Annotated in this window: 15 protein-coding genes; 6 read left to right on the top strand and 9 right to left on the bottom strand. The window is 68.1% G+C overall.

Annotated elements, in window-relative coordinates:
- Nucleotides 1-2: 2 nt before the first annotated feature.
- The gene (gene hpnJ / locus U4012_RS11350) at nucleotides 3-1,445 is read right to left on the bottom strand and encodes a hopanoid biosynthesis associated radical SAM protein HpnJ (RefSeq protein ID WP_308234889.1); all 1,443 of its coding nucleotides are present in this window, start codon (nucleotides 1,443-1,445) and stop codon (nucleotides 3-5) included.
- Between the two features lie 167 nt (nucleotides 1,446-1,612).
- Nucleotides 1,613-2,788: a bacteriohopanetetrol glucosamine biosynthesis glycosyltransferase HpnI gene (gene hpnI / locus U4012_RS11345; RefSeq protein ID WP_044849116.1), complete on the bottom strand. Its 1,176-nt coding sequence runs from the start codon at nucleotides 2,786-2,788 to the stop codon at nucleotides 1,613-1,615.
- 640 nt (nucleotides 2,789-3,428) lie between these two features.
- Here hpnI and U4012_RS11340 point away from each other — a divergent pair.
- On the top strand, nucleotides 3,429-4,427 hold the full coding sequence (locus U4012_RS11340) for an LLM class flavin-dependent oxidoreductase (RefSeq protein ID WP_044849136.1): 999 nt from the start codon (nucleotides 3,429-3,431) through the stop codon (nucleotides 4,425-4,427).
- Between the two features lie 42 nt (nucleotides 4,428-4,469).
- Here the strand turns inward: U4012_RS11340 and U4012_RS11335 are convergent, their stop codons facing one another.
- Nucleotides 4,470-5,531 (bottom strand): alpha/beta fold hydrolase, encoded by a 1,062-nt coding sequence (locus U4012_RS11335; protein WP_124487407.1) that lies wholly within the window; start codon nucleotides 5,529-5,531, stop codon nucleotides 4,470-4,472.
- Between the two features lie 174 nt (nucleotides 5,532-5,705).
- On the opposite strand from U4012_RS11335, the gene pdxY reads away from it, so the two are divergent.
- The 3 genes from pdxY (at nucleotide 5,706) to U4012_RS11320 (ending at nucleotide 10,600) form a co-directional block, all read left to right on the top strand.
- Nucleotides 5,706-6,566: a pyridoxal kinase PdxY gene (gene pdxY / locus U4012_RS11330; protein WP_044849114.1), complete on the top strand. Its 861-nt coding sequence runs from the start codon at nucleotides 5,706-5,708 to the stop codon at nucleotides 6,564-6,566.
- Nucleotides 6,567-6,912: 346 nt separating this feature from the next.
- On the top strand, nucleotides 6,913-9,057 hold the full coding sequence (locus U4012_RS11325) for a phosphocholine-specific phospholipase C (protein ID WP_321798489.1): 2,145 nt from the start codon (nucleotides 6,913-6,915) through the stop codon (nucleotides 9,055-9,057).
- A gap of 394 nt (nucleotides 9,058-9,451) precedes the next feature.
- On the top strand, nucleotides 9,452-10,600 hold the full coding sequence (locus U4012_RS11320; protein ID WP_321798487.1) for a branched-chain amino acid ABC transporter substrate-binding protein: 1,149 nt from the start codon (nucleotides 9,452-9,454) through the stop codon (nucleotides 10,598-10,600).
- Nucleotides 10,601-10,820: 220 nt separating this feature from the next.
- Here the strand turns inward: U4012_RS11320 and U4012_RS11315 are convergent, their stop codons facing one another.
- Complete coding sequence (locus tag U4012_RS11315; protein ID WP_044844738.1) at nucleotides 10,821-11,582, bottom strand: FadR/GntR family transcriptional regulator; 762 nt, start codon at nucleotides 11,580-11,582, stop codon at nucleotides 10,821-10,823.
- A gap of 424 nt (nucleotides 11,583-12,006) precedes the next feature.
- Here U4012_RS11315 and gudD point away from each other — a divergent pair, with 424 nt between their 5' ends.
- Entirely contained in the window at nucleotides 12,007-13,359 is a 1,353-nt protein-coding gene (gudD, locus tag U4012_RS11310; RefSeq protein WP_321798485.1) for a glucarate dehydratase, read from the top strand.
- 98 nt (nucleotides 13,360-13,457) lie between these two features.
- Here the strand turns inward: gudD and U4012_RS11305 are convergent, their stop codons facing one another.
- The 3 genes from U4012_RS11305 to U4012_RS11295 form a co-directional block, all read right to left on the bottom strand.
- Nucleotides 13,458-13,922, bottom strand: coding sequence for a DUF2214 family protein (locus U4012_RS11305; protein WP_257767732.1), 465 nt, complete (start codon nucleotides 13,920-13,922; stop codon nucleotides 13,458-13,460).
- A gap of 37 nt (nucleotides 13,923-13,959) precedes the next feature.
- On the bottom strand, nucleotides 13,960-14,760 hold the full coding sequence (locus U4012_RS11300) for a hypothetical protein (protein WP_124487414.1): 801 nt from the start codon (nucleotides 14,758-14,760) through the stop codon (nucleotides 13,960-13,962).
- 238 nt (nucleotides 14,761-14,998) lie between these two features.
- On the bottom strand, nucleotides 14,999-16,063 hold the full coding sequence (locus U4012_RS11295; RefSeq protein WP_044844742.1) for a glycosyltransferase family 4 protein: 1,065 nt from the start codon (nucleotides 16,061-16,063) through the stop codon (nucleotides 14,999-15,001).
- A 563-nt stretch (nucleotides 16,064-16,626) separates the two neighbouring features.
- Here U4012_RS11295 and U4012_RS11290 point away from each other — a divergent pair.
- The gene (locus U4012_RS11290; RefSeq protein WP_044844743.1) at nucleotides 16,627-18,456 is read left to right on the top strand and encodes an ABC transporter ATP-binding protein; all 1,830 of its coding nucleotides are present in this window, start codon (nucleotides 16,627-16,629) and stop codon (nucleotides 18,454-18,456) included.
- 108 nt (nucleotides 18,457-18,564) lie between these two features.
- Here U4012_RS11290 and otsA read toward each other — a convergent pair whose 3' ends face one another.
- Both otsA and otsB read right to left on the bottom strand, forming a co-directional pair.
- The gene (otsA, locus tag U4012_RS11285) at nucleotides 18,565-19,941 is read right to left on the bottom strand and encodes an alpha,alpha-trehalose-phosphate synthase (UDP-forming) (protein ID WP_321798481.1); all 1,377 of its coding nucleotides are present in this window, start codon (nucleotides 19,939-19,941) and stop codon (nucleotides 18,565-18,567) included.
- Nucleotides 19,938-20,690, bottom strand: coding sequence for a trehalose-phosphatase (otsB, locus tag U4012_RS11280; protein WP_044844745.1), 753 nt, complete (start codon nucleotides 20,688-20,690; stop codon nucleotides 19,938-19,940). Before otsB ends, otsA begins: the two co-directional genes overlap by 4 nt.
- Between the last annotated feature and the right edge of the window lie 96 nt (nucleotides 20,691-20,786).

Below are 20,786 nucleotides of genomic sequence, written 5' to 3'. Positions count from 1 at the left end.
AATCAGGCCTCGTGCGCGCGCAGGAAGCGGAAGAACTCGACGCCTTCGCGCAAGCGACGCTTCATCATGTCCCAGCTCGTCAGCATCTCGCGGACGATCTCCCAGATCTTCGACGGGCGGAAGTAGAACTGGCGATAGAACTGCTCGAGATGGTGATAGATCTCGTCGCGCGACAGGTGCGGATAGCCGATCGCCGCGAGCTGCACGCCTTCCTTGCTGACCAGGTTGATGGTCTTGTTCTCTTCCATCCAGCCGTTCTCGACGGCCTGCTTGTAAAGCGTCGTGCCCGGATACGGCGCGGCGAGCGACACCTGGATCGTGTGCGGATTGATTTCCTTCGCGTACTCGATCGTCTTCTTGATGGTGTCCTGCGTCTCGCCCGGCAGGCCGAGGATGAAGGTGCCGTGGATCTTGATGCCGAGCTTCTTGCAGTCCGCGCTGAAGCGGCGCGCGAAATCGGTGCGCACGCCCTTCTTGATGTTCACGAGGATCTGGTCGTCGCCGGATTCGAAGCCGACCAGCAGCAGGCGCAGGCCGTTTTCCTTCATGATCTTCAGCGACTTGTACGGCACGTTCGCCTTCGCGTTGCACGACCACGTCATGCCGAGCTTGCCCAGGCCGATGGCGATCGCTTCGGCGCGCGGCAGGTCGTCGGTGAAGGTGTCGTCGTCGAACATCAGCTCCTTCACTTCCGGCATGTTGTCGCGGATCCACTTCGCTTCCGCGAGCACGTTCTCGACCGAGCGCGTGCGGTAGCGATGGCCGCTGACCGTCTGCGGCCACAGGCAGAACGTGCAGCGCGACTTGCAGCCGCGGCCCGTGTAGATCGACACGTACGGATAGTTCAGGTAGCCGATGAAGTAGTTGTCGATCTTCAGGTCGCGCTTGTAGACGGGCGCGACGAACGGCAGTTCGTCCATGTTCTCGAGGATCGGACGCGCTTCGTTGTGCTCGATCGAGCCGTCCTTCGCGCGCCAGCTCAAGCCCTTGATCTCGGGGAACGGCTTGCCTTCGGCGATTTCCTTGCAGGTGTAGTCGAATTCCTCGCGGCACACGAAGTCGATCGCGTCGCTCGCCGTGAGCGAGTTGTGCGGATCGACCATCACCTTCGCGCCCACCATGCCGACCAGCATCGACGGCTTCATCTTCTTCAGATCCTGCGCGAACATCGCGTCGGTCGGGAACGACGGCGTACTCGTGTGGATGATCACGAGATCGTAGTCGTTGGCGATCTTCAGCGTTTCCTCGACCGACAGGCCGTCGGCCGGCGCGTCGACGACGCGGCTGCCCGGCACGAGCGCGGCCGGCTGCGCGAGCCACGTCGGGTACCAGAAGGAACGGATTTCGCGCTTCGCCTGATAGCGCGAGCCGGCTCCGCCGTCGAAGCCGTCATACGAAGGGGCCTGCAAGAACAGCGTTTTCATGAATGCTCCGGTAGCCTGCATAGTTCGATTCGTTTCAACGATTCAGTCAATCAACCGCGGGCCGCCCTGCCGGCGCCCGCCTCTCTGTCATGTCGCGTCGCGCGGCGTGGCCGCGCGGCGCGTCTCGGCCCTCGGGCCGGATTCGATCGGGACCGGGCGCATCGCCGGTTCCCTTCGGGGAACGTACGTCAGCGGCCGTCCCCGCCCTCCACGATCACCGTCGCGCGTTCGCCGCCGACGACCGTCATCCGCGCGCCGCGCCACACGACGTGCGTGCCGAACACGGCCGCGAGCCATTCGAGCGCGAGCAGCGTGTCGCGCACCGCGACGAGCGGCAGGTCGCGCCAGAACGCGCGCCAGCCGTCCTCGCCGCGCGCGTGCAGCACCAGCCGCCCGAACGCGCCCACGACGGCCGCGCCACCCGCCAGCGTGCCGGCGACGGTGCCGTCGAGACGCAGCGCGAGCGCCGCGCCGATCGCGAGCCACGGCGCGGTAAACGTGATGAACAGGAACGCGAAGCCGGCCGGGTTCAGCGAACGGATCGTGCGCAGCCAGCGCGTCTCGCGGTGCCAGAGCGGCCCGAACGACGGCTCGATCACGTCGGTCGCGACCTCGACCTCGGACAGCACGGTGCGCCGCCCGAGGCGGCGCGGCAGCTCGGCCAGCCAGAAGTCGTCGGCCAGCTCGTCCTTCAACGCGAGAAAACCGCCGATCCGCTCGAGCGTGTCGCGCGTGAGCGCCAGCGTCGCGCCGAAGCCGAAGCGGCTCGAGCGGCCGAGGTGCGTGATCCGTACCGACGGCGCGAACCAGGCATCGACGAACTGCGCGCCGATCCGCGTCCAGAACCCGCCGACGCTGCGCGCATGATACAGGCACGTGACGACCCCGACCGACGCGTCGGCGAGCGGCGCCGTCACACGCTCCAGATAGTCCGGCTTCACCGCGATGTCGCTGTCCGCGATCACGATGCGGCCGTACTTCGCGCGTTCGGCGAGATTGATCAGGTTGCTGACCTTCAGGTTCTTGCCGTGCACGCGCGCGTCGATCACGAGCGTGATGTCGCATTCCGGATAGTCGGCGCGCAGCCGCTCGACCACGGCGACCGCCGGATCGGATGCCGACGCGACCCCGAACAGCACTTCATGGCGCGGGTGGCGCTGTTCGCAGAACGTCGCGAGGTTCTCGTACAGGTGCGGCTCGGCGCCGCACAGCGGCTTGAGCACGCTGACGGGCTCGAAACCGTCGCGCGCGGCGGTGCGCGGCGTGCGCGGGCGCGGCGCGAACGCCGCGACGAACGCATAGCCGGCCGCAGCCAGCGTGAACACGGTCAGGAGCCAGTCGAGCAGCGTGACGGTCGGCGTCATGCGCGACGCCCTCCGGCGACGCGGGCGCCCTGCCGACCGATCGAACCGGGTTGAACGTGATTGGGTATTCCGACAGCAACGAACGCGGGCACGACCCGACTCCTTGTTCCAGCAGCGTCTGTGTAAATGGGGAGGCACGGCCCATTTCCCCGAAAGCGGCCATGCCCGGCATCGCGTGGCACATCCTCGCGCGATGCCCGGACGGGATGCGGGAAGATTCTAATGGCTACCGTCGGCACAACATGGACAGGCGCCGGATTTTAGCAGCCCGCGCCACCCCGCGCTTGGCACCACGCGAAACGGACTACTGCGATTTCGGCAAAGCTGTGCGGCCGGGGAACCATTCCGGTGCCACCTCGTTCACGTTAGCGTAAGCACTTTGCAGGCGGATTGCAGTCTTGAAAATCAAACGTTTCGTGGAAATTTGTATGTCGATGCGAAGACATGCCCAATCGCCGTAAAGATCGGTAATTATTCGGCGATTAGATTGATTTTTGCAACAGTTGTCCGCGCCACCTTGCGCCCCTGAAAGGCGCATGGGTATCCGCGCGTCGCCAGCGCGTTCCGGAACCCTTTGGCAAAATCATCGCCATCTGTTGCGCATGCGCATCACCGCGCCCCTCCCTTCCGAAGGCCACCGATGATTCCGTTTTCCGTACTCGATCTCGCCCCCATTCCCGCCGGCGCCGACGCCGCGCAGGCGTTCCGCAACACCGTCGATCTCGCGCAGCACGCGGAGCGCCTCGGTTATCGCCGCTACTGGCTCGCCGAACATCACAACATGCCCGGCATCGCGAGCGCGGCGACGGCCGTCGTGATCGGCCATGTGGCGGGTGCGACGAAGACGATCCGCGTCGGCTCGGGCGGGATCATGCTGCCGAACCATGCGCCGCTCGTGATCGCCGAGCAGTTCGGCACGCTCGCGTCGCTGTATCCGGGGCGCATCGACCTCGGGCTCGGCCGCGCGCCCGGCACCGACCAGACCACGTCGCGCGCACTGCGCCGCGACCTGATCGGCAGCGCCGACTCGTTTCCGGACGACGTCGCCGAGCTGCAGCGCTACTTCGCGGAACCGGTGCCCGGCCAGCGCGTGCGCGCGGTGCCCGGCGCGGGGCTGGACGTGCCCGTGTGGCTGCTCGGTTCGAGCCTCTTCAGCGCGCAACTCGCCGCGATGCTCGGGCTGCCGTTCGCGTTCGCGTCGCACTTCGCGCCGGACTACCTGATGCGCGCGCTCGAAGTCTATCGCGCGCAGTACCGGCCGTCGGCCGCGTGGCCGAAGCCGCATGCGATGGTCGGCGTCAACGTGTTCGCAGCCGATACCGACGACGAGGCGCGGCGCCTCTTCACGTCGCTGCAGCAGCAGTTCATCAACCTGCGCCGCGGCACGCCCGGCAAGCTGCCGCCGCCCGTCGACGCGCTCGAGGCGAGCGAGTTCGAACTCGCGAACGTCGCGCATGCGCTGTCGTTCGCGGCCGTCGGCTCGCGCGACACGGTGCGCGACAAGCTGCGCGACCGGATCGCGCAAACCGGCGCGGACGAGGTGATCATCACCGCGCAGATCTACGATCACGCCGCGCGCGTGCGCTCGTTCGAGCTGGCCGCGCAGATCCGCGACGAACTCGCGAACGAAACCCGCTGACCCGGCGGGCGGCCCACCCAGGCGGGTGCGCCCGCCTGCGCGTCACTGCGGGTGCACCGCCCCCATCCCGTCGAGCAGCGCCTTGTGGAACGCGTCCGGATCCTGGATCTGCGGCGCGTGCCCGAGCGCCGGGAATTCGACGAGCTGCGCGCCGGGAATCGCCGCCTGCGTGCGTTTCGCGAGTTCCGGGTAACGGCCGAGCTTCGCGTGCACGTCCGGCGGCGCCACGTCCTTGCCGATCGCGGTCGTGTCCTTGTCGCCGATCAGCAGCAGCGTCGGCACGCGTATCGCGCCGAGTTCGTAGACCACCGGCTGCGTGAGGATCATGTCGTAGATCAGCGCCGAGTTCCACGCGACCGCGTCGCGGCCCGGGCCGCGATACATGCCGGCGAGCATCTGCACCCAGCGCTCGTAGGACGGCGCCCACTTGCCCGCGTAGTAGGTCGCCTGCTCGTAACGGCGGATGCCGTCCGCCGTCGTCTTCTGCTCGCGTGCGTACCAGTAGTCGACCGACAGCGGCGGCACGCCGAGCGCCTTCCAGTCCTCGAGGCCGATCGGGTTCACCAGCACGAGCTGCTCGGTCGCCTTCGGGTACATCAGCGCGTAACGCATCGCGAGCATCCCGCCCGTCGAATGGCCGACGATCGTCGCCGATTTCACGCCGACCGACTCGAGCAGCGCATGCGTGTTGCGCGCGAGCTGCTGGAAGCTGTACTGGTAGCGCTCGGGCTTCGACGACTTGCAGAAGCCGATCTGGTCCGGCGCGATCACGCGATAGCCGGCGCGGCTCAGCACGCCGATCGTGTCTTCCCAGGTCGCCGCGCAGAAGTTCTTCCCGTGCAGCAGCACGACGGTGCGGCCGTTCGGGTGCGCCGGCTGCACGTCCATGTACATCATCTCGAGGGTGTCGCGCTGCGACACGAACGCGTAGCGATGCACCGGCTCCGGATAGGCGAAGCCTTCCAGGCGAGGGCCGTACGCGGGCCCGTCGTTGCCGGCCGGTGCCGGGACGGCGACCGCGACCGACGTCGCGCATGCGGCGGCGACGCCCGCGCCGAGCACGGCCGCGCGCGCGAGGGAGAACATCTTGCAATTCGAAGGCATGGCGCTCACGGTAATGGGAAATGCACGCGGTCAGCCGGGCGGCTTCACGCCCCGCGATTCTACGCGGTCGGGCTGACGACGGCGCGCAACACTCGTCGGCCGAGCGACTTCCGCGCACGCGACGAACTCGGGTATCGTGTGACGAGACCCTGAAACGCCTGCAGGCGAACGCTCATGAAAAACGTCCTCAGCATTCAGTCGCACGTCATCTACGGACACGCCGGCAACAGCGCGGCCGTGTTCCCGATGCAGCGCCTCGGCGTCAACGTCTGGCCGCTCAACACCGTCCAGCTGTCGAATCACATGCAGTACGGCCACTGGGCCGGTAGCGCGATCGACGCCGCGAAGATGGAGCAGCTGGTCGACGGCGTCGCCGCGATCGGCGCGCTCAAGCGCTGCGACGCGGTACTGTCCGGCTTCGTCGGCTCGCCGGCGCAGGCGCGCGCGACGGTCGAGATCGTGCGCTCGGTGAAGGCGATGAACCCGAACGCGTGGTACTTCTGCGATCCGGCGATGGGCCAGACGGGCGGCATCCGCCCCGAACCCGGCGTCGAGGAATTCATCGTCGCGGAGATGCCGGCGCTCGCGGACGGCATGTCGCCGAACCACACCGAGCTGCAGAAGCTCGCCGGGCGGCGCATCGAAACCGTCGCCGAAGCCGTCGACGCGTGCCGCGCGCTGATCCGCCGCGGGCCGAAAATCATCCTCGTCAAGCACCTGCACGACCGCAGCAGCCCGGCCGACCGCTTCAACATGCTCGCCGTCACCGAGACCGAAGCGTGGATCGGCCAGCGCCCGCTGTATGCGTTTCCACGCCATCCGGTCGGTGTCGGCGACCTCACCAGCGCCATTTTCGTCGCGCGCCGGTTGCGCGGCGACTCGGTGCGCGCCGCGTTCGAGCACACGCTCGCGGCGGTGCACGCGGTCGTGAAGGCAACCTACGACGCACGCCGCTACGAGCTCGAACTCGTCGCCGCGCAGGACGAAATCGCGCGCCCGAGCGAATGGTTCGGCGCGTGGGTGACGGACGCCTGACGCCGCTGCATCCGCATCGCAGGCGCGCGTCAAGCGCCATTTGCTGTCCTGCTGTCCTGCTGTCCTGCTGTCCTGCTGTCCTGCTTTCCCGCTTTCCCGCTTTCCCGCTGTCCGCTGTCCGCTTTCCCGCTATCCGCGTCCCCGCTGCCCGTTGCACCGCGACCGTCGGCCGTTGTCCGTTCAACGCCGCGCCTGCAAACGTTTCCGGACTTCACATGAATGACACCGATTTCTCGCTATGCTCGCGGCGGCACGACCCGGCGCAGCCGCATCCTGCGCCGCGGGGCGCGTCCATTTTCCGCATGTCCCGCCAACCGGCTCCCCCCTTTAACGCACGATAACGACCATGACCCGATCGAACCGTCGTGACTTCCTGCGCGTCGCCGCCGGCACCGCCGGCGCAGCCGCGCTGAACCTGTTCCCGCCCGTGATCCGCGATGCGCTCGCCATCCCCGCGAACCGCCGTACCGGCACGATCCGCGATATCGAACACATCGTGATCCTGATGCAGGAGAACCGTTCGTTCGACCATTACTTCGGCACGATGCGTGGTGTCCGCGGATTCGGCGACCCGCGCCCGCTGCGCCTCGCGAACGGCAAGTCGGTATTCCATCAGCCGGTCGGCCCGGCCGAGCTGCTGCCGTTCCACCCGGGCGCCGACAAGCTCGGCCTGCAGTTCCTGCAGGACCTGCCGCACGGCTGGCAGGACATGCACGCCGCATGGAACAAGGGCCGCTACGACCAGTGGGTGCCGAACAAGGGCACCACGACGATGGCGTACCTGAAGCGCGACGACATCCCGTTCCACTACCAGCTCGCCGACGCGTTCACGATCTGCGACGCGTACCACTGCGCGATCCCGAGCTCGACCGACCCGAACCGCTACTACATGTGGACCGGCTACGTCGGCAATGACGGCACGGGCGGCGGCCCGGTGCTCGGCAACGAGGAAAAGGGCTACGGCTGGACGACCTATCCGGAAGTGCTCGAGCAGGCCGGCGTGTCGTGGAAGATCTACCAGGACGTCGGCACGGGGCTCGATGCGAACGGCTCGTGGGGCTGGACGCAAAACCCGTACATCGGCAACTACGGCGACAACGCGCTGCTCTACTTCAACCAGTACCGCAGTGCGCTGCCCGGCACGCCGCTGTACGACAAGGCGCGCACCGGCACCAACATCAGCGCCGGCGGCACGCTGTTCGACGTGCTGCAGCAGGACGTGAAGAACGGCACGCTGCCGCAGGTGTCGTGGATCTGCGCGCCGGAAGCGTACTCGGAGCACCCGAACTGGCCGGCGAACTACGGCGCGTGGTACATCGAGCAGGTGCTGAAGGTGCTCGTATCGAATCCGGACGTGTGGAGCAAGACCGCGCTCTTCATCACCTACGACGAGAACGACGGCTTCTTCGACCACGTGCCGCCGCCGTTCGCACCGCAGTCGCGCGACAACGGGCTGTCGACGGTCGCGACGACCAACGAGGTGTTCGCCGGCGACGCGTCGCACATGGCCGGCCCGTACGGGCTCGGGCCGCGCGTGCCGATGCTGGTGGTGTCGCCGTGGACCAAGGGCGGCTGGGTCTGCTCGCAGACCTTCGATCACACGTCGCTGCTGCAATTCATCGAAGCACGCTTCGGCGCGCAGTACGCGGTCACCGCGGCGAACGTGTCGCCGTGGCGCCGCACGGTGTGCGGCAACCTGACGTCCGCGTTCGACTTCGCGACGCCCGACGCAAGCTGGCCGCAGCTCCCGGACACGAGCGGCTACGCGCCGCCCGACCGCAACCGTCACCCCGACTACATCCCGGTGCCGCCGGTCGTCCAGCATCTGCCGAAGCAGGAGGCCGGCCTGCGTCCGGCGCGCGCGCTGCCGTACGAACTGTTCGTGCATGGCCGGATCGACAATGCGAGCGGCCAGTTCCGGCTGACCTTCGCGAACACCGGCACCGCGGGCGCGGCGTTCCAGGTCCAGGCGCGCAATCGTGTCGACGGCCCGTGGACCTACACGGTCGACGCCGGCAAGCGGCTTTCCGACCTGTGGAGCCCGGCGCCGTCGCTCGGCCTGTACGACCTCGACGTGTACGGCCCGAACGGCTTCTACTGCCACTTCCGCAGCCCCGCGGCGACGGCGGTCGGCCCCGCGAGCATCAACCCCGAGGTGATCTACGGCTACGACGTCGCGAACGGCAACATCACGCTGCGCCTGATGAACCGCGGCCACCAGGCCGTGCGGCTCAAGGTGACGAGCGCATACGGCCACGACCATCCGCGCGAGTTCGACCTCAAGCCGGGTACGCACGTCGACGACTACTGGGATCTGCGCGGCAGCCACGGCTGGTACGACCTGACCGTCAGCGACGGCCGCCCGCTCGGCTTCCTGCGCCGTTTCGCGGGCCACGTGGAGACCGGCCGCCCGAGCACGAGCGACCCGGCGATCCGCACGAACGCGTCGCATGACGACGCCGAAGCCGCGTCGGACGCCCTGTCCGACTGACGACGCCGAAGCCGCGTCGGACGCCCTGTCCGACTGACGACGGCGAACGCGGCGCGGCCCCGCCGGGGGCTGCGCCGCCCGCCCGCACCCGCCTCCCGTCCGTTCGTGACGGGAAACTCCCGATACCGGCCGCCCGCGCTCGCGCGGAAGCTATGCGCAAATCCGCATCGAATGCGCGGCAAATTGCCAAGACCCGCGCATATCGGCGACCTATATATCGAGACGATCGGGGCTCCTCGCAGAGCCTGACGGGAGGTCCTTTCCGGGAAGCATCAGCAAGCCGACCTCCACGTCCGATTCCGAGAAGCGGTCGAACCGCCCGCCCGTCGCACGCGCCCGGCCCGCCGGCTGCGTGCGGTACCCACCCGCTGGTGTTAGAACAAGAGGAACGAACATGACATTCCGTCATTCCCTGTTGTCGGTATCGGTCGTATCCGCGGTAGCCCTTCTCTCGCAACACGCCGCCCAGGCCGCCGACGCGTCCGACGTGAAGGTCGGCTTTGCCGCGCCGCTCACCGGCGTGAACGCCGGCTACGGCAAGGATCTCCAGAACGGCGTGCAGCTCGCGCTCGACGACGCCGCCGCGCAGAAGGTGCAGATCGCCGGCAAGCCCGTGCATTTCGACCTGGTCGTGCAGGACGACCAGGCCGACCCACGCATCGGCGTGCAGGCCGCGCAGGCGCTCGTCGACCAGAACGTGTCGGTGGTGGTCGGCCACTTCAACTCGGGCACGACGATTCCGGCGTCGGTGGTCTACGACAAGGCCGGCATTCCGGTGATCGACCCGGCCGCGACCAACCCGACGCTCACGTCGCGCGGGCTCGCGAACATGTTCATGGTGATCGCGACCGACGGCCAGAACGCAGGCAACGCGGGCAAGTACGCGGTCGACGTGACCAAGGCGAAGCGCATCGCGATCATCGACGACCGCACCGCGTTCGGCCAGGGTGAGGCGGACGAGTTCGAGAAGGCCGTGAAGGCGGCCGGCGGCAACATCATCGGCCGCGAGTTCACCAGCAACCAGGCGGTCGACTTCCGCGCGCAGATCACGAGCCTGAAGGGCAAGAACCCCGACCTGATCTTCTTCGGCGGTCTCGACTCGCTCGCCGCGAACTTCATCAAGCAGATGCGCCAGCTCGGGCTGAACGCGCAGTTCGTCGGCGGTGGCGGTGTGAAGGACAACGAGTTCATCAAGATCGCCGGCCCGGCCGCGGAAGGCGCGATGGCGTGGGAATACGGGCGGCCGCTCGACGAGCTGCCTCAGGGCAAGGATTTCGAGCAGCGTTTCAAGAAGCGCTTCGGCGTCGACGTGCTGTCGTACGCGCAGTTCGGCTACGACGCGGCATGGGCGGCGATCAAGGCGATGCAGGCGGCCAACTCGACCGATCCGAAGGTCTATCGCCCGGCGCTGAAGAAGGTCGACTTCGAAGGCGTCACCGGCCGCATCTCGTTCGCGAACGACGGCTCGCTGAAGAGCGGGATGTCGACGCTGTACCAGGTGAAGAGCGGCACGTGGAAGACCATCGTGACGAAGGGGGGCTGATCGGGCAGGATCGGCGGTCCGGGTAGCCGGGCCGCGGCCGGGGCGCGGGCGACGGCGGGAACGCCGCCCCGGCGCCCCTCCCACGATACAGGTGACCGGACGATCCGCAGCCGGCGCTAAAGCGATCGGCGCAATCGCACCGACCTCATACGATGACTGATGTTGCGGCGATATTCGTCAAGGCCTGCGGCGCCGCGCAGGCCATGTCAGCGGCCACGCGTCAGCTGGCCTGCGTGTCGCGTTCCGCCTCGGCCGCCTCGTGCGCACGGCGCAGCCGCTCGCGGCTGTTGGTCAGGTGCGTGCGCATCGCGGCGCGCGCGGCTTCCGGGTCGTGACGCGCGATCGCCTCGTAAATGTCTTCATGCTCGTGATTGAGCCGGGCGACATAGCGCTCGAGGTCGTCGCCGGCGAAGCGCGCCGAATTCACGCGCGTGCGCGGAATGATCGACGCGCCGAGCTGCGTCATGATGTCGACGAAATAGCGGTTGCCGGTGGACTGTGCGATCTGCAGGTGGAACTGGAAATCGAGTGGTGCCGTGTCACGGCCGCCGCCCGCCCCCGACGCGATCGCGTCGAGCGCGCGCCGCAACGCGGCGAGGTCGGTATCGTTCGCGCGCTGCGCGGCGAGGCTCGCGCATTCGCTTTCGAGGCTGATGCGCAGCTCGAGCACCGCCAGCACGTCGCGCAGCGTCGTGATGGTCGCGGGATCGATACCGAGCGTCTGCCGGCGCGCCGGCTCGAGCACGAAGCTGCCGATGCCGTGGCGCGTCTCGACGAGGCCGCTCGCCTGCATCCGCGAGATCGCTTCGCGCACGACCGTGCGGCTGACGCCCTGCGCCGCCATGACTTCGGTTTCGGTCGGCAGCTTGTCGCCGGGACGCAGCGTGCCGTTTTCGATCTGCGCGGTCAGCGCGTCGACGACATCTTGTGCGAGGCTGCGTGCGCGACGGCGCGGCGCTGCGGGAAGCGTGGGCACGGACATGAGGCCGGTTCCTTTTTGAATGATCGTAATGTGAGCCGAGGGTTTACGCGGGGTTTGAGCGAACGCCGATGATTCATTATACTGCGTCACAAGTCATCCGACGACTGATGATCGCGACACGGGTCTCCTGTCGACCGAGGCTGGCGCTCCAGCGCTGCCCGGTCCCGTGGTTCGCGATCGGCCGGCATTCGCGCTTCTGCGCGGCTGCCGGCGCCCGGTTTCGCGACCGATCAAAGCGCGCTTGCGCGCGTGCTCCGGCCTGTCGCGACACCGGCATCGAGCGGGTCGCCCCCATCCTTTCGGGTTGCTGTCGACATGCGGGGCTTGCGCGCCGCGCACGTCGGTTGTCGAATGATCGCACCTCCCGCCGCGCGCAGCAAAGATTTTGCCGCACGGCATTGCCCACTCTTTTGCCACCGCCGCCATGAACGCCGTCACTGCCTCGCCTTCCCACGACACGCCGCGCATCGTCGACCTGCAAGCCATTCCGGTCGCCGGCCACGACAGCATGCTGCTCAACCTGAGCGGCGCGCACGGCCCGTTCTTCACCCGCAACCTCGTGATCCTGAAGGACAGCGCGGGCCGGACCGGCGTCGGCGAGGTGCCGGGCGGCGAAAGCATCCGCCGCACGCTGGAGGACGCGCGCGCGCTCGTCGTCGGTCAGCCGGTCGGCAATTACCATGCGGTGCTCAACGACGTGCGGCGCACCTTTGCCGACCGCGACGCGAGCGGCCGCGGCCTGCAGACCTTCGACCTGCGCACCACGATCCACGCGGTCACCGCGCTCGAAGCCGCGCTGCTCGACCTGCTCGGCCAGCATCTCGGCGTGCCCGTGGCGGCCCTCCTCGGCGAAGGGCAGCAGCGCGAGCGCGTCGAGATGCTCGGCTATCTGTTCTACATCGGCGATCGCACGCAAACTGCGCTGCCCTATCGCGACGGCCGCGGCGCGACCGACGACTGGACCCGCGTGCGCGACGAAGCCGCGCTGACGCCCCAGGCGGTCGTGCGCCTCGCCGAAGCCGCGCATGCGCGCTACGGGTTCAACGACTTCAAGCTGAAGGGCGGCGTGTTCGAAGGCGCGCGCGAGGTCGACGCCGTGACAGCGCTTGCCGAGCGCTTCCCCGAAGCGCGCGTGACGCTCGATCCGAACGGCGCATGGTCGCTCGACGAGGCCGTGCGGCTGTGCCGCGACCTGCATCACGTGCTCGCGTATGCGGAAGATCCGTGCGGCGCGGAGAACGGTTATTCGGGCCGCGAGGTGATGGCCGAATTCCGCCGCTCGACCGGGCTGCCGACGGCCACCAACATGATCGCGACCGACTGGCGCCAGATGGGCCACGCGGTGCAGTTGCAGGCGGTCGACATCCCGCTCGCCGATCCGCACTTCTGGACGATGCAGGGCTCGGTGCGCGTCGCGCAGATGTGCCGCGACTGGGGCCTCACGTGGGGCTCGCATTCGAACAACCACTTCGACGTATCGCTCGCGATGTTCACGCACGTCGCGGCCGCCGCGCCCGGCCAGGTCACCGCAATCGACACGCACTGGATCTGGCAGGACGGCGAACGGCTGACGCGCGAGCCGCTGAAGATCGAGAACGGGCTCGTGGAAGTGCCGAAGCGTCCGGGCCTCGGCATCGACATCGACATGGAGGCGGTCGCGGTCGCGCACGAACTGTACAAGCAGCACGGGCTCGGCGCGCGCGACGACGCGGCCGCGATGCAGTATCTGATTCCGGGGTGGACGTTCAACAACAAGCGCCCCTGCCTCGTGCGCTGAGCGCGGGACGAAACGGGCGGCGGGTCCGCCCGGTCGACATGCGCGGCCGGCCGGGCGTAGCCGGCCAGACCTAGCCGGCCGCACCTACCAGGCCAGACCTAGCCGGCCGCCCCAATCCCCCGCGCCATCCCCGACGCGGCGAGCACGATCACCATCACGAGCACGGCCTGCCAGTGGCCGATCCGCACATAGCTCCGTGCGCGGCCCAGATCGGGCATCTGCTGCTGCCGCGCGGCGATGCGCCAGCGGATCAGCCCGAGCATCGGCACGATCTCGAGCAGGAGGATCAGCACGAGCGCGGTCATCTTGAGGTGAAAGAGCGGCTCATGAAGGTAGTACGCCGAGCCCTTCTCGAAGCCGCCGAATGCGCGCGTGAGCCCGGTCGCGATCAGTACCAGCGCGGACAATCCCCAGGCCGCGTCGGCCTTGAACACGCCGGGCAGGTCGGCGGCCTGCGCCGACGCGATGACCCGGCGCAGCGCACGGTTGCGTCCCGCGATCGCGGCGAACGCGACGCCGAATGCCATCAGGTGAACGGCTGCCAGCAACCAGCGGACGATCATTGCGCCTCCTTGTCGCCCGCGCGCCGCGCAGGCCTTGTCAGACGATCTGTTTGAGCGCCGCGTCGAGCGCGAGCACCGCGACCCGGTCGCCCTCGGTCGCGAGCGGCGCGCGCATCACGATCTGCCGGTTATGGCCGACGGCCGCCGGCGAATCCCACAGCAGCTCCACCTTCGGCCGCCGGAACAGGCTGCCGCGACGCGGCGGCACGGCGGCCGGCTGCGCACCCTGCTCGCCCGCGGCGGGCGCGACCCGGCCGGGCCAGCGCACCGACAGTTCGCGCGCGTCGTACTGACCGACCTTGCGGCTCTCCATCCAGACGATCGCGGTACGCGTGAGCGTGTCGAGCGAGATCGCGTAGCGGCCGACCGCGAAGCGGCGCGCGGCCACGTTGGTGCGCCACAGCGGCCGCGGGCGGCACATCCAGACGATCGCCGCATACAGCGCCGGCGCGGCGACGAGCCAGCCGTTGGTCGCCGTCACCGCGTGCAGCGCGCGGCGCCAGCCGGCCGCCCACGCGAACGCGCCGATCGACCACACGGCGAACAGGAAACCGATCAGCGCGAAGACCCGCAGCGCCTGGCGCAGCCACTGCGGCAGCGGATGGAACGGCCGCTCGGCGCGCGCGACGGCGCCCGGCAGCGCGAGCAGCAGGAAGATCAGGACGAGATAGACGAACGCCCAGGGCGACGACACCATCGCCGACAGCGACGCGCGATAGCCCATCTGGGACATCGAGAACAGCCAGCGCGCGAGCAGCACGAGACCGATCGCGCGCAACGCGAAGATCACGCCGGCGCCGGGGGCCGGTGCTGCGCGCGTGGTTTTCGTTCTCGCCAAGACTGCTCTCCTCTCGATGTTCGTGCGGGGCCGGATTTCACGGCACGGCCATTATAGGGACATTACCGTCTGGACAGACGGCCGGATGGCGTGCCGGACCGCTTCCGCGGCCGTTCGCGGCGCCGGGCGCGGCGAGAATACAACAGATCCGCGCCGCAGATGTGACAACGCCCCGCCGGAGACCCGGACGGGGCGTCGATGACTGGACCTCAGCCGCGGTGCGGCCGGCGGCCCGGCATCAGCCTGCGTTGACTTCGCGCAGGACGGTGCGGCGCTTCTGGCGCAGCAGTTCCTCGTAGCCCTTCACGTAGTTCTGCGCCATCACCTTCGACGAGAAACGGGCTTCGAACGCGGCGCGCACCTTCTCGCGCGGCAGCGTATCGAGGCGCTTGAGCGCCGCGACGGCCGACAGTTCGTCTTCGACGACGAAGCCCGACACGCCGTTCTCGATCACTTCCGGCACCGAGCCGCGCTTGAACGCGATCACCGGCGTGCCGCACGCCATCGCCTCGATCATCACCAGGCCGAAGGGCTCCGGCCAGTCGATCGGGAACAGCAGCGCGTGCGCGTTGCCCAGGAATTCGGTCTTTTCCGACTCGCTGATTTCGCCGATGTACTCGACGTGCGGCAGCGCGAACAGCGGCTTGATCTTCTCTTCGTAGTACGCGCGGTCAGCCTTGTCGAGCTTCGCGGCGATCTTGATCGGCAGGCCGGCCTGCTCGGCGATGCGGATCGCGGTGTCGACGCGCTTTTCCGGCGAGATGCGGCCGAGGAACGCGAGGTAGCTCGGCTTCACGTTCGGGATCGGCGTCAGCAGGTTTTCCGGCAGGCCGTGGTACACGGTCGACAGCCAGTTCGCCTGCGGCAGCGGGATACGCTGGTTGTCGGAGATCGACACGACCGGCACGTCGCTGAACGCATTGAAGATCGGCTGCAGTTCCGGCAGGTCGAGACGGCCGTGCATCGTCGTCAGATGCGGGACCGGCTGGCGCGAGAACAGCGAGAACGGGTAGTAGTCGATGTGGCAGTGCAGCACGTCGAACTCTTCCGCGCGGCGGCGCACCTGCTCGAGGAGCAGCATGTGCGGAGCCATCACGTCGCGGATCGTCGGGTCGAGGCGCAGTGCCTGCGGCCAGCACGCTTCGAGCTTCGCCGACGTTTGCGAATCGCCGCTCGCGAAGAGCGTGACGTCATGCCCCATCTCGACAAGTGCTTCGGTGAGGTAGGACACCACTCGCTCGGTACCACCGTACAGTTTCGGGGGCACCGCTTCGTGCAACGGAGCGATTTGGGCGATTCGCATGCGTAACTCCTAAAAAATCGGCTAAAAACCAGGTATGGGTCGGCAACCTGCCGGCGGTCCGGGCTGGATGCATTTCATCCGAAAAATCGGACGAATCAGCCTGCCGGGGGCGTCGAACCCGCGCTGCTCAAGGAGCGTCGGCGACGCGACAGGCATAGAACGTTTGAAACGAAGACCCGTTGACAGGGGTTCGTAAAAACCTGGAATCGAACCCGGAGCCGATTATCTAGGGTTAATCCCGATACGGCGCACAACATTTCAAACTCTTTGCTTTGTTACAAAGGCGCAACACTTTGCAACCCGCGGACTTGGGTGTCCGTTCTAGAGTGGAAGGCTCTTTTTGGCGTTCCGAGTCATCCGCCACGGCCGGCATCGTGATTCCGGTGCACGCGGCAGGACGGATGCCGGATTTTATCTCAAAATTGATCGCGCGCCCCTGACCAAGGCAAGATTCGCGCTGCGCAATGCACGGCCTTGTTTACAATGCCGGATTATTCAGTCCGGGCGGCCGTGGGCTGCGATCCTGACGATCCGCTCAACCACCGAATCACCGCACGCATATTTTGGAATCTCTCACCCCTGCCCAGCGCAACGCCCACAACGCGAAGCTGTCGAGCTACGCGCATCGGCCGATCGCGTTCCTGTTCCGCTACATCCGCCTGCATCCGGTCGCGCACCTGGTCGTGCTCTGCAGCGTGCTGGCCGCCGTCGGCTGCGCGCTCGGCTCGCAATACGCGATCAAGCATCTGATCGACGTGCTCGCGACCGGGCGCCATCATCCGGGCCCGCTGTGGAGCGCGTTCGCGCTGCTCGTCGGCCTGATCGCGGCCGACAACCTGCTGTGGCGCGTCGGCGGCTGGGCCGCCGCGCACACGTTCGTCGCGGTCACCGGCGACCTGCGGCGCGACCTGTTCCAGTACCTGATCGGCCATTCGCCGACCTACTACTCGGAAAAGCAGCCGGGCACGCTCGCGAGCCGCATCACCGCCACGTCGAACGCCGTCTATACGTCGGAGAACACGATGGCGTGGAACGTGCTGCCGCCGTGCATCGCGGTGATGGGCGCGATCCTGATGATCATCGTCGTGAACCCGCTGATGGCCGCCGGCCTGCTCGGCTGTTCGGCCGTGCTCTCCGTCGTGCTGTTCAAGCTCGCCGGGCGCGGCTCCGCGCGCCATCACGCGTTCGCGTCGAAGGCCGCCGCGGTCGACGGCGAGCTCGTCGACGTGATCGGCAACATGGGCCTCGTGCGCGCATTCGGGATGACGCTGCGCGAACAGAAGCGCTTCGGCGCGACGGTGAAGGCCGAGATGGACGCGCGCCAGCAAAGCCTGTTCTACCTCGAGAAGCTGCGCCTGCTGCACGCGGTGATCACCGCGATGCTGTCCGCCGGCCTGCTCGGCTGGGCGTTGTGGCTGTGGGACCAGGGCCGCGCGACCTCCGGCGACATCGTGCTCGTCAGCTCGCTCGGCTTCACGATCCTGCACGGCACCCGCGACCTCGCCGTCGCGCTCGTCGACGTCACGCAGCACGTGGCACGCCTGTCCGAAGCCGTGAAGACGCTGCTCGAGCCGCACGGGATGCCGGACCGCTCCGACGCGCAGCCGCTGTCGGCCAAGGGCGGCCGCGTCGATTTCGAACGCGTGACGTTCGCGTATCCGCATCGCCGCGCGATCCTCGACCACTTCGATCTCCATATCGAACCGGGCCAGCGCGTCGGCCTGATCGGCAAGTCGGGCGCCGGCAAGTCGACCGTGCTCGCGCTGCTGCAGCGCTTCTACGACACGCAGGACGGCGCCGTGATGGTCGACGGCCAGGACGTGAAGGCGATCACGCAGGACAGCCTGCGCCATGCGATCGCGCTCGTGCCGCAGGACATCTCGCTGCTGCACCGGACCATCTACGACAACATCGCGTACGGCCGCCCCGAGGCGACCCGCGAGGAAGTGCTCGCCGCCGCGCGCGACGCCCGCTGCTCGGAGTTCATCGAGGCGATGCCGGAAGGCTATGACACGATCGTCGGCGACCGTGGCGTGAAACTGTCGGGCGGCCAGCGCCAGCGCATCGCGATCGCGCGCGCGATCCTGAAGGACGCGCCGATCCTGCTGCTCGACGAAGCGACGTCCGCACTCGACAGCGCATCCGAGGAAGCGATCCAGAGCGCGCTCGACCGCCTGATGGTCGGCCGCACGGTGATCGCGATCGCGCACCGGCTGTCGACGCTGCGCAACTTCGACCGGATCATCGTGATGAGCAACGGCAAGGTGATCGACGACGGCAGCCCCGACGTGCTGCGCAATCGTCCGGGCCTGTACCGCGACCTGCTCGCGAAGCAGCACGGCCGCCATCACGCCCCCGACGGCACCGCGCCGACCGGCGAACGCGTGGCCTGACGCCGCCCAGACAGCATCCCGTCCTGGCAGCCGATAAAAAAACCGCCGTGCGCGAAGCACGGCGGTTTTTTCATGGCGCCGCGCGACCGTCGCCGCGCTGCACGCGGATCACACGCGCTGCAGGTCGCGCAGGAAGTTGTCGCGCCACACCGACACGTTGTTCTCGCGCAGCTGCGCGATCATGTCCGCATAACGCGCGCGCCGCTCCGCGAGCGGCATCGTCAGCGCCTGCGACAGCGCATCGGCCATCCCGTCGATGTCGATCGGATTGACGATCAACGCGCCCGTCAGCTCGCGAGCGGCGCCCGCGAAGCGCGACAACACCAGCACGCCCGGATCGTCCGGATTCTGCGCGGACACGTACTCCTTCGCGACCAGGTTCATCCCGTCGCGCAGTGGCGTCACGAAGCCCACGCGTGCGAGGCGATACAGTGCGGCCAGCACCTGCCGATCGTACTGGCGATGAATGTAGAGGATCGGCGCCCAGTCGAGCTCCGCATAGCGGCCGTTGATGCGCCCCGACTCCGCTTCGAGCTGCAGGCGGATGTCCTGGTACGCGCGCAGGTCGGCGCGCGTCGACGGCGCGATCTGCAGGAACGACACGCGGTTGCGGATCGAGGTCTGGTGCTCCAGCAGCTTCTCGAACGCGCGGAACCGCTCGACGAGCCCCTTCGAATAATCGAGCCGGTCGACGCTCATGATCAGTTGGCGCCCGCGCAGCGACGTGGCCATGCGCGCAGCCTTGCCGTGCTCGCCCGCCTGCGCGAGCGACGCGATCTCGTCCGGATACACGCCGATCGGATAGGCGGCCGCGCGCAGCGTGTTGCCGAACGCGCTCACGCGCACCGTGTGCCCTTCGCGCGCCACTTCGCCGCCGGCCTCGAACTCGATGTAGTCGCAGAACGCGCGCAGGTCCGGCTCGGTCTGGAAGCCGAGCAGATCGAACGCGCACAGCGACTCGACGAGCTCGCGATGCGGCGGCACGTTGACGAGCACCTGCGCGGCCGGAAACGGAATGTGCAGGAAAAAGCCGATGCGGTTCTTCACGCCGGCCGCACGCAGCGCACGCGCGAACGGGATCAGGTGATAGTCGTGCACCCAGATCACGTCGTCGTCCTGCAGCAGCGGCACGAGCTGCTGCGCGAGCCAGACGTTCACGCGGCCGTAGCCGTCGAACTCGTGGCGGTCGTACTGGATCAGGTCCGCGCGGTAATGGAACGCGGGCCACAGCGTCGCGTTCGAGAACCCGCGGTAGTACTGGTCGTAATCGCGGCGCGACAGCCCGACGGTCGCGAACGTCACGGGGCCGCGCTCCTCGATGCGGATCTGCGGCGCACCGGACGCGACCACCTCGCCGCTCCAGCCGAACCACATGCCGCCCGTCTCCTTCAGCGCATCGTAGACGCCGATCGCGAGACCGCCCGCCGCCGGTTCGCCTTCCGAAATCGGGGCGACGCGGTTCGAAACGATGATGAGTCGACTCATGCGCCCTGCAGCTCCGCGCCAAGCCAGCGGGCGATCTGCGCGTGCAGCGCGTCGACCGAGTCGAGCCGCGTGCGGGCCGACGTCTCGCCCGCGCCAACCTTGATCGACAGGCCGCCGCGCGCGTTGACCACCGCGAAGCCCTTCTCGTCGGTCAGGTCGTCGCCCGCGAACAGCGGCACGCGGCCCGCGAACGGCGGCTCGTCGAGGAACGCGGCCAGCGCGCGCCCCTTGTCGACGCCCTTCGGCTTGATCTCGAACACCATCTTGCCGGGCTGCAGCACGTACGCATCCGCGTATTCGGCGACGAGGCGCTCGGCCGCTGCGCGCGCAACCGGCTCACGCTCGGGCGCGTTGCGGTAGTGCAGCGCGACGGCCGCGCCCTTGATTTCGAGCAGCATGCCCGGATGACGGTCGACGACGGCCGCGAGTTCGCGCTCGATGCGCAGCAGCCGCTCGTCGTTGAAGCCGATGCGCTGCGTGTCGCCGTTCGCGTCGCGCCGCTCGGCGCCGTGCAGGCCGGCGATCGGCAGGTCCGGCATGTTCAGGAACGTGTCGAGGTTGTCGATGCCGCGACCCGACACGATGGCGACCGCACCGTGCGAACGGCGCCGCAGTTCATCGAGCAGCGTCAGCAGCGACGGCGGCACGTGAATGCTGTCGGGCGTCGGTGCCAGCTCGACGAGCGTGCCGTCGAAGTCGAAAAAGAACGCGGTATCGGTCAGGGACAGGGAAGCCGGAACGGATTGCATCGATTCGATGGTCTGAGAGCGGCCTGCCAACGCGGGGGCCGCCGCTGCGAGAATGGAATTGTGCGCATCTTACCGCGCCTGCGTACCGAGATGGGC

Origin of the sequence: Burkholderia sp. BCC1988 (genome assembly GCF_905339895.1) — a bacterium.
Taxonomy (GTDB): domain Bacteria; phylum Pseudomonadota; class Gammaproteobacteria; order Burkholderiales; family Burkholderiaceae; genus Burkholderia.
The sequence above is the reverse complement of the archived record's forward strand: the minus strand, read 5'-3'. Positions and strand labels throughout refer to the sequence as shown.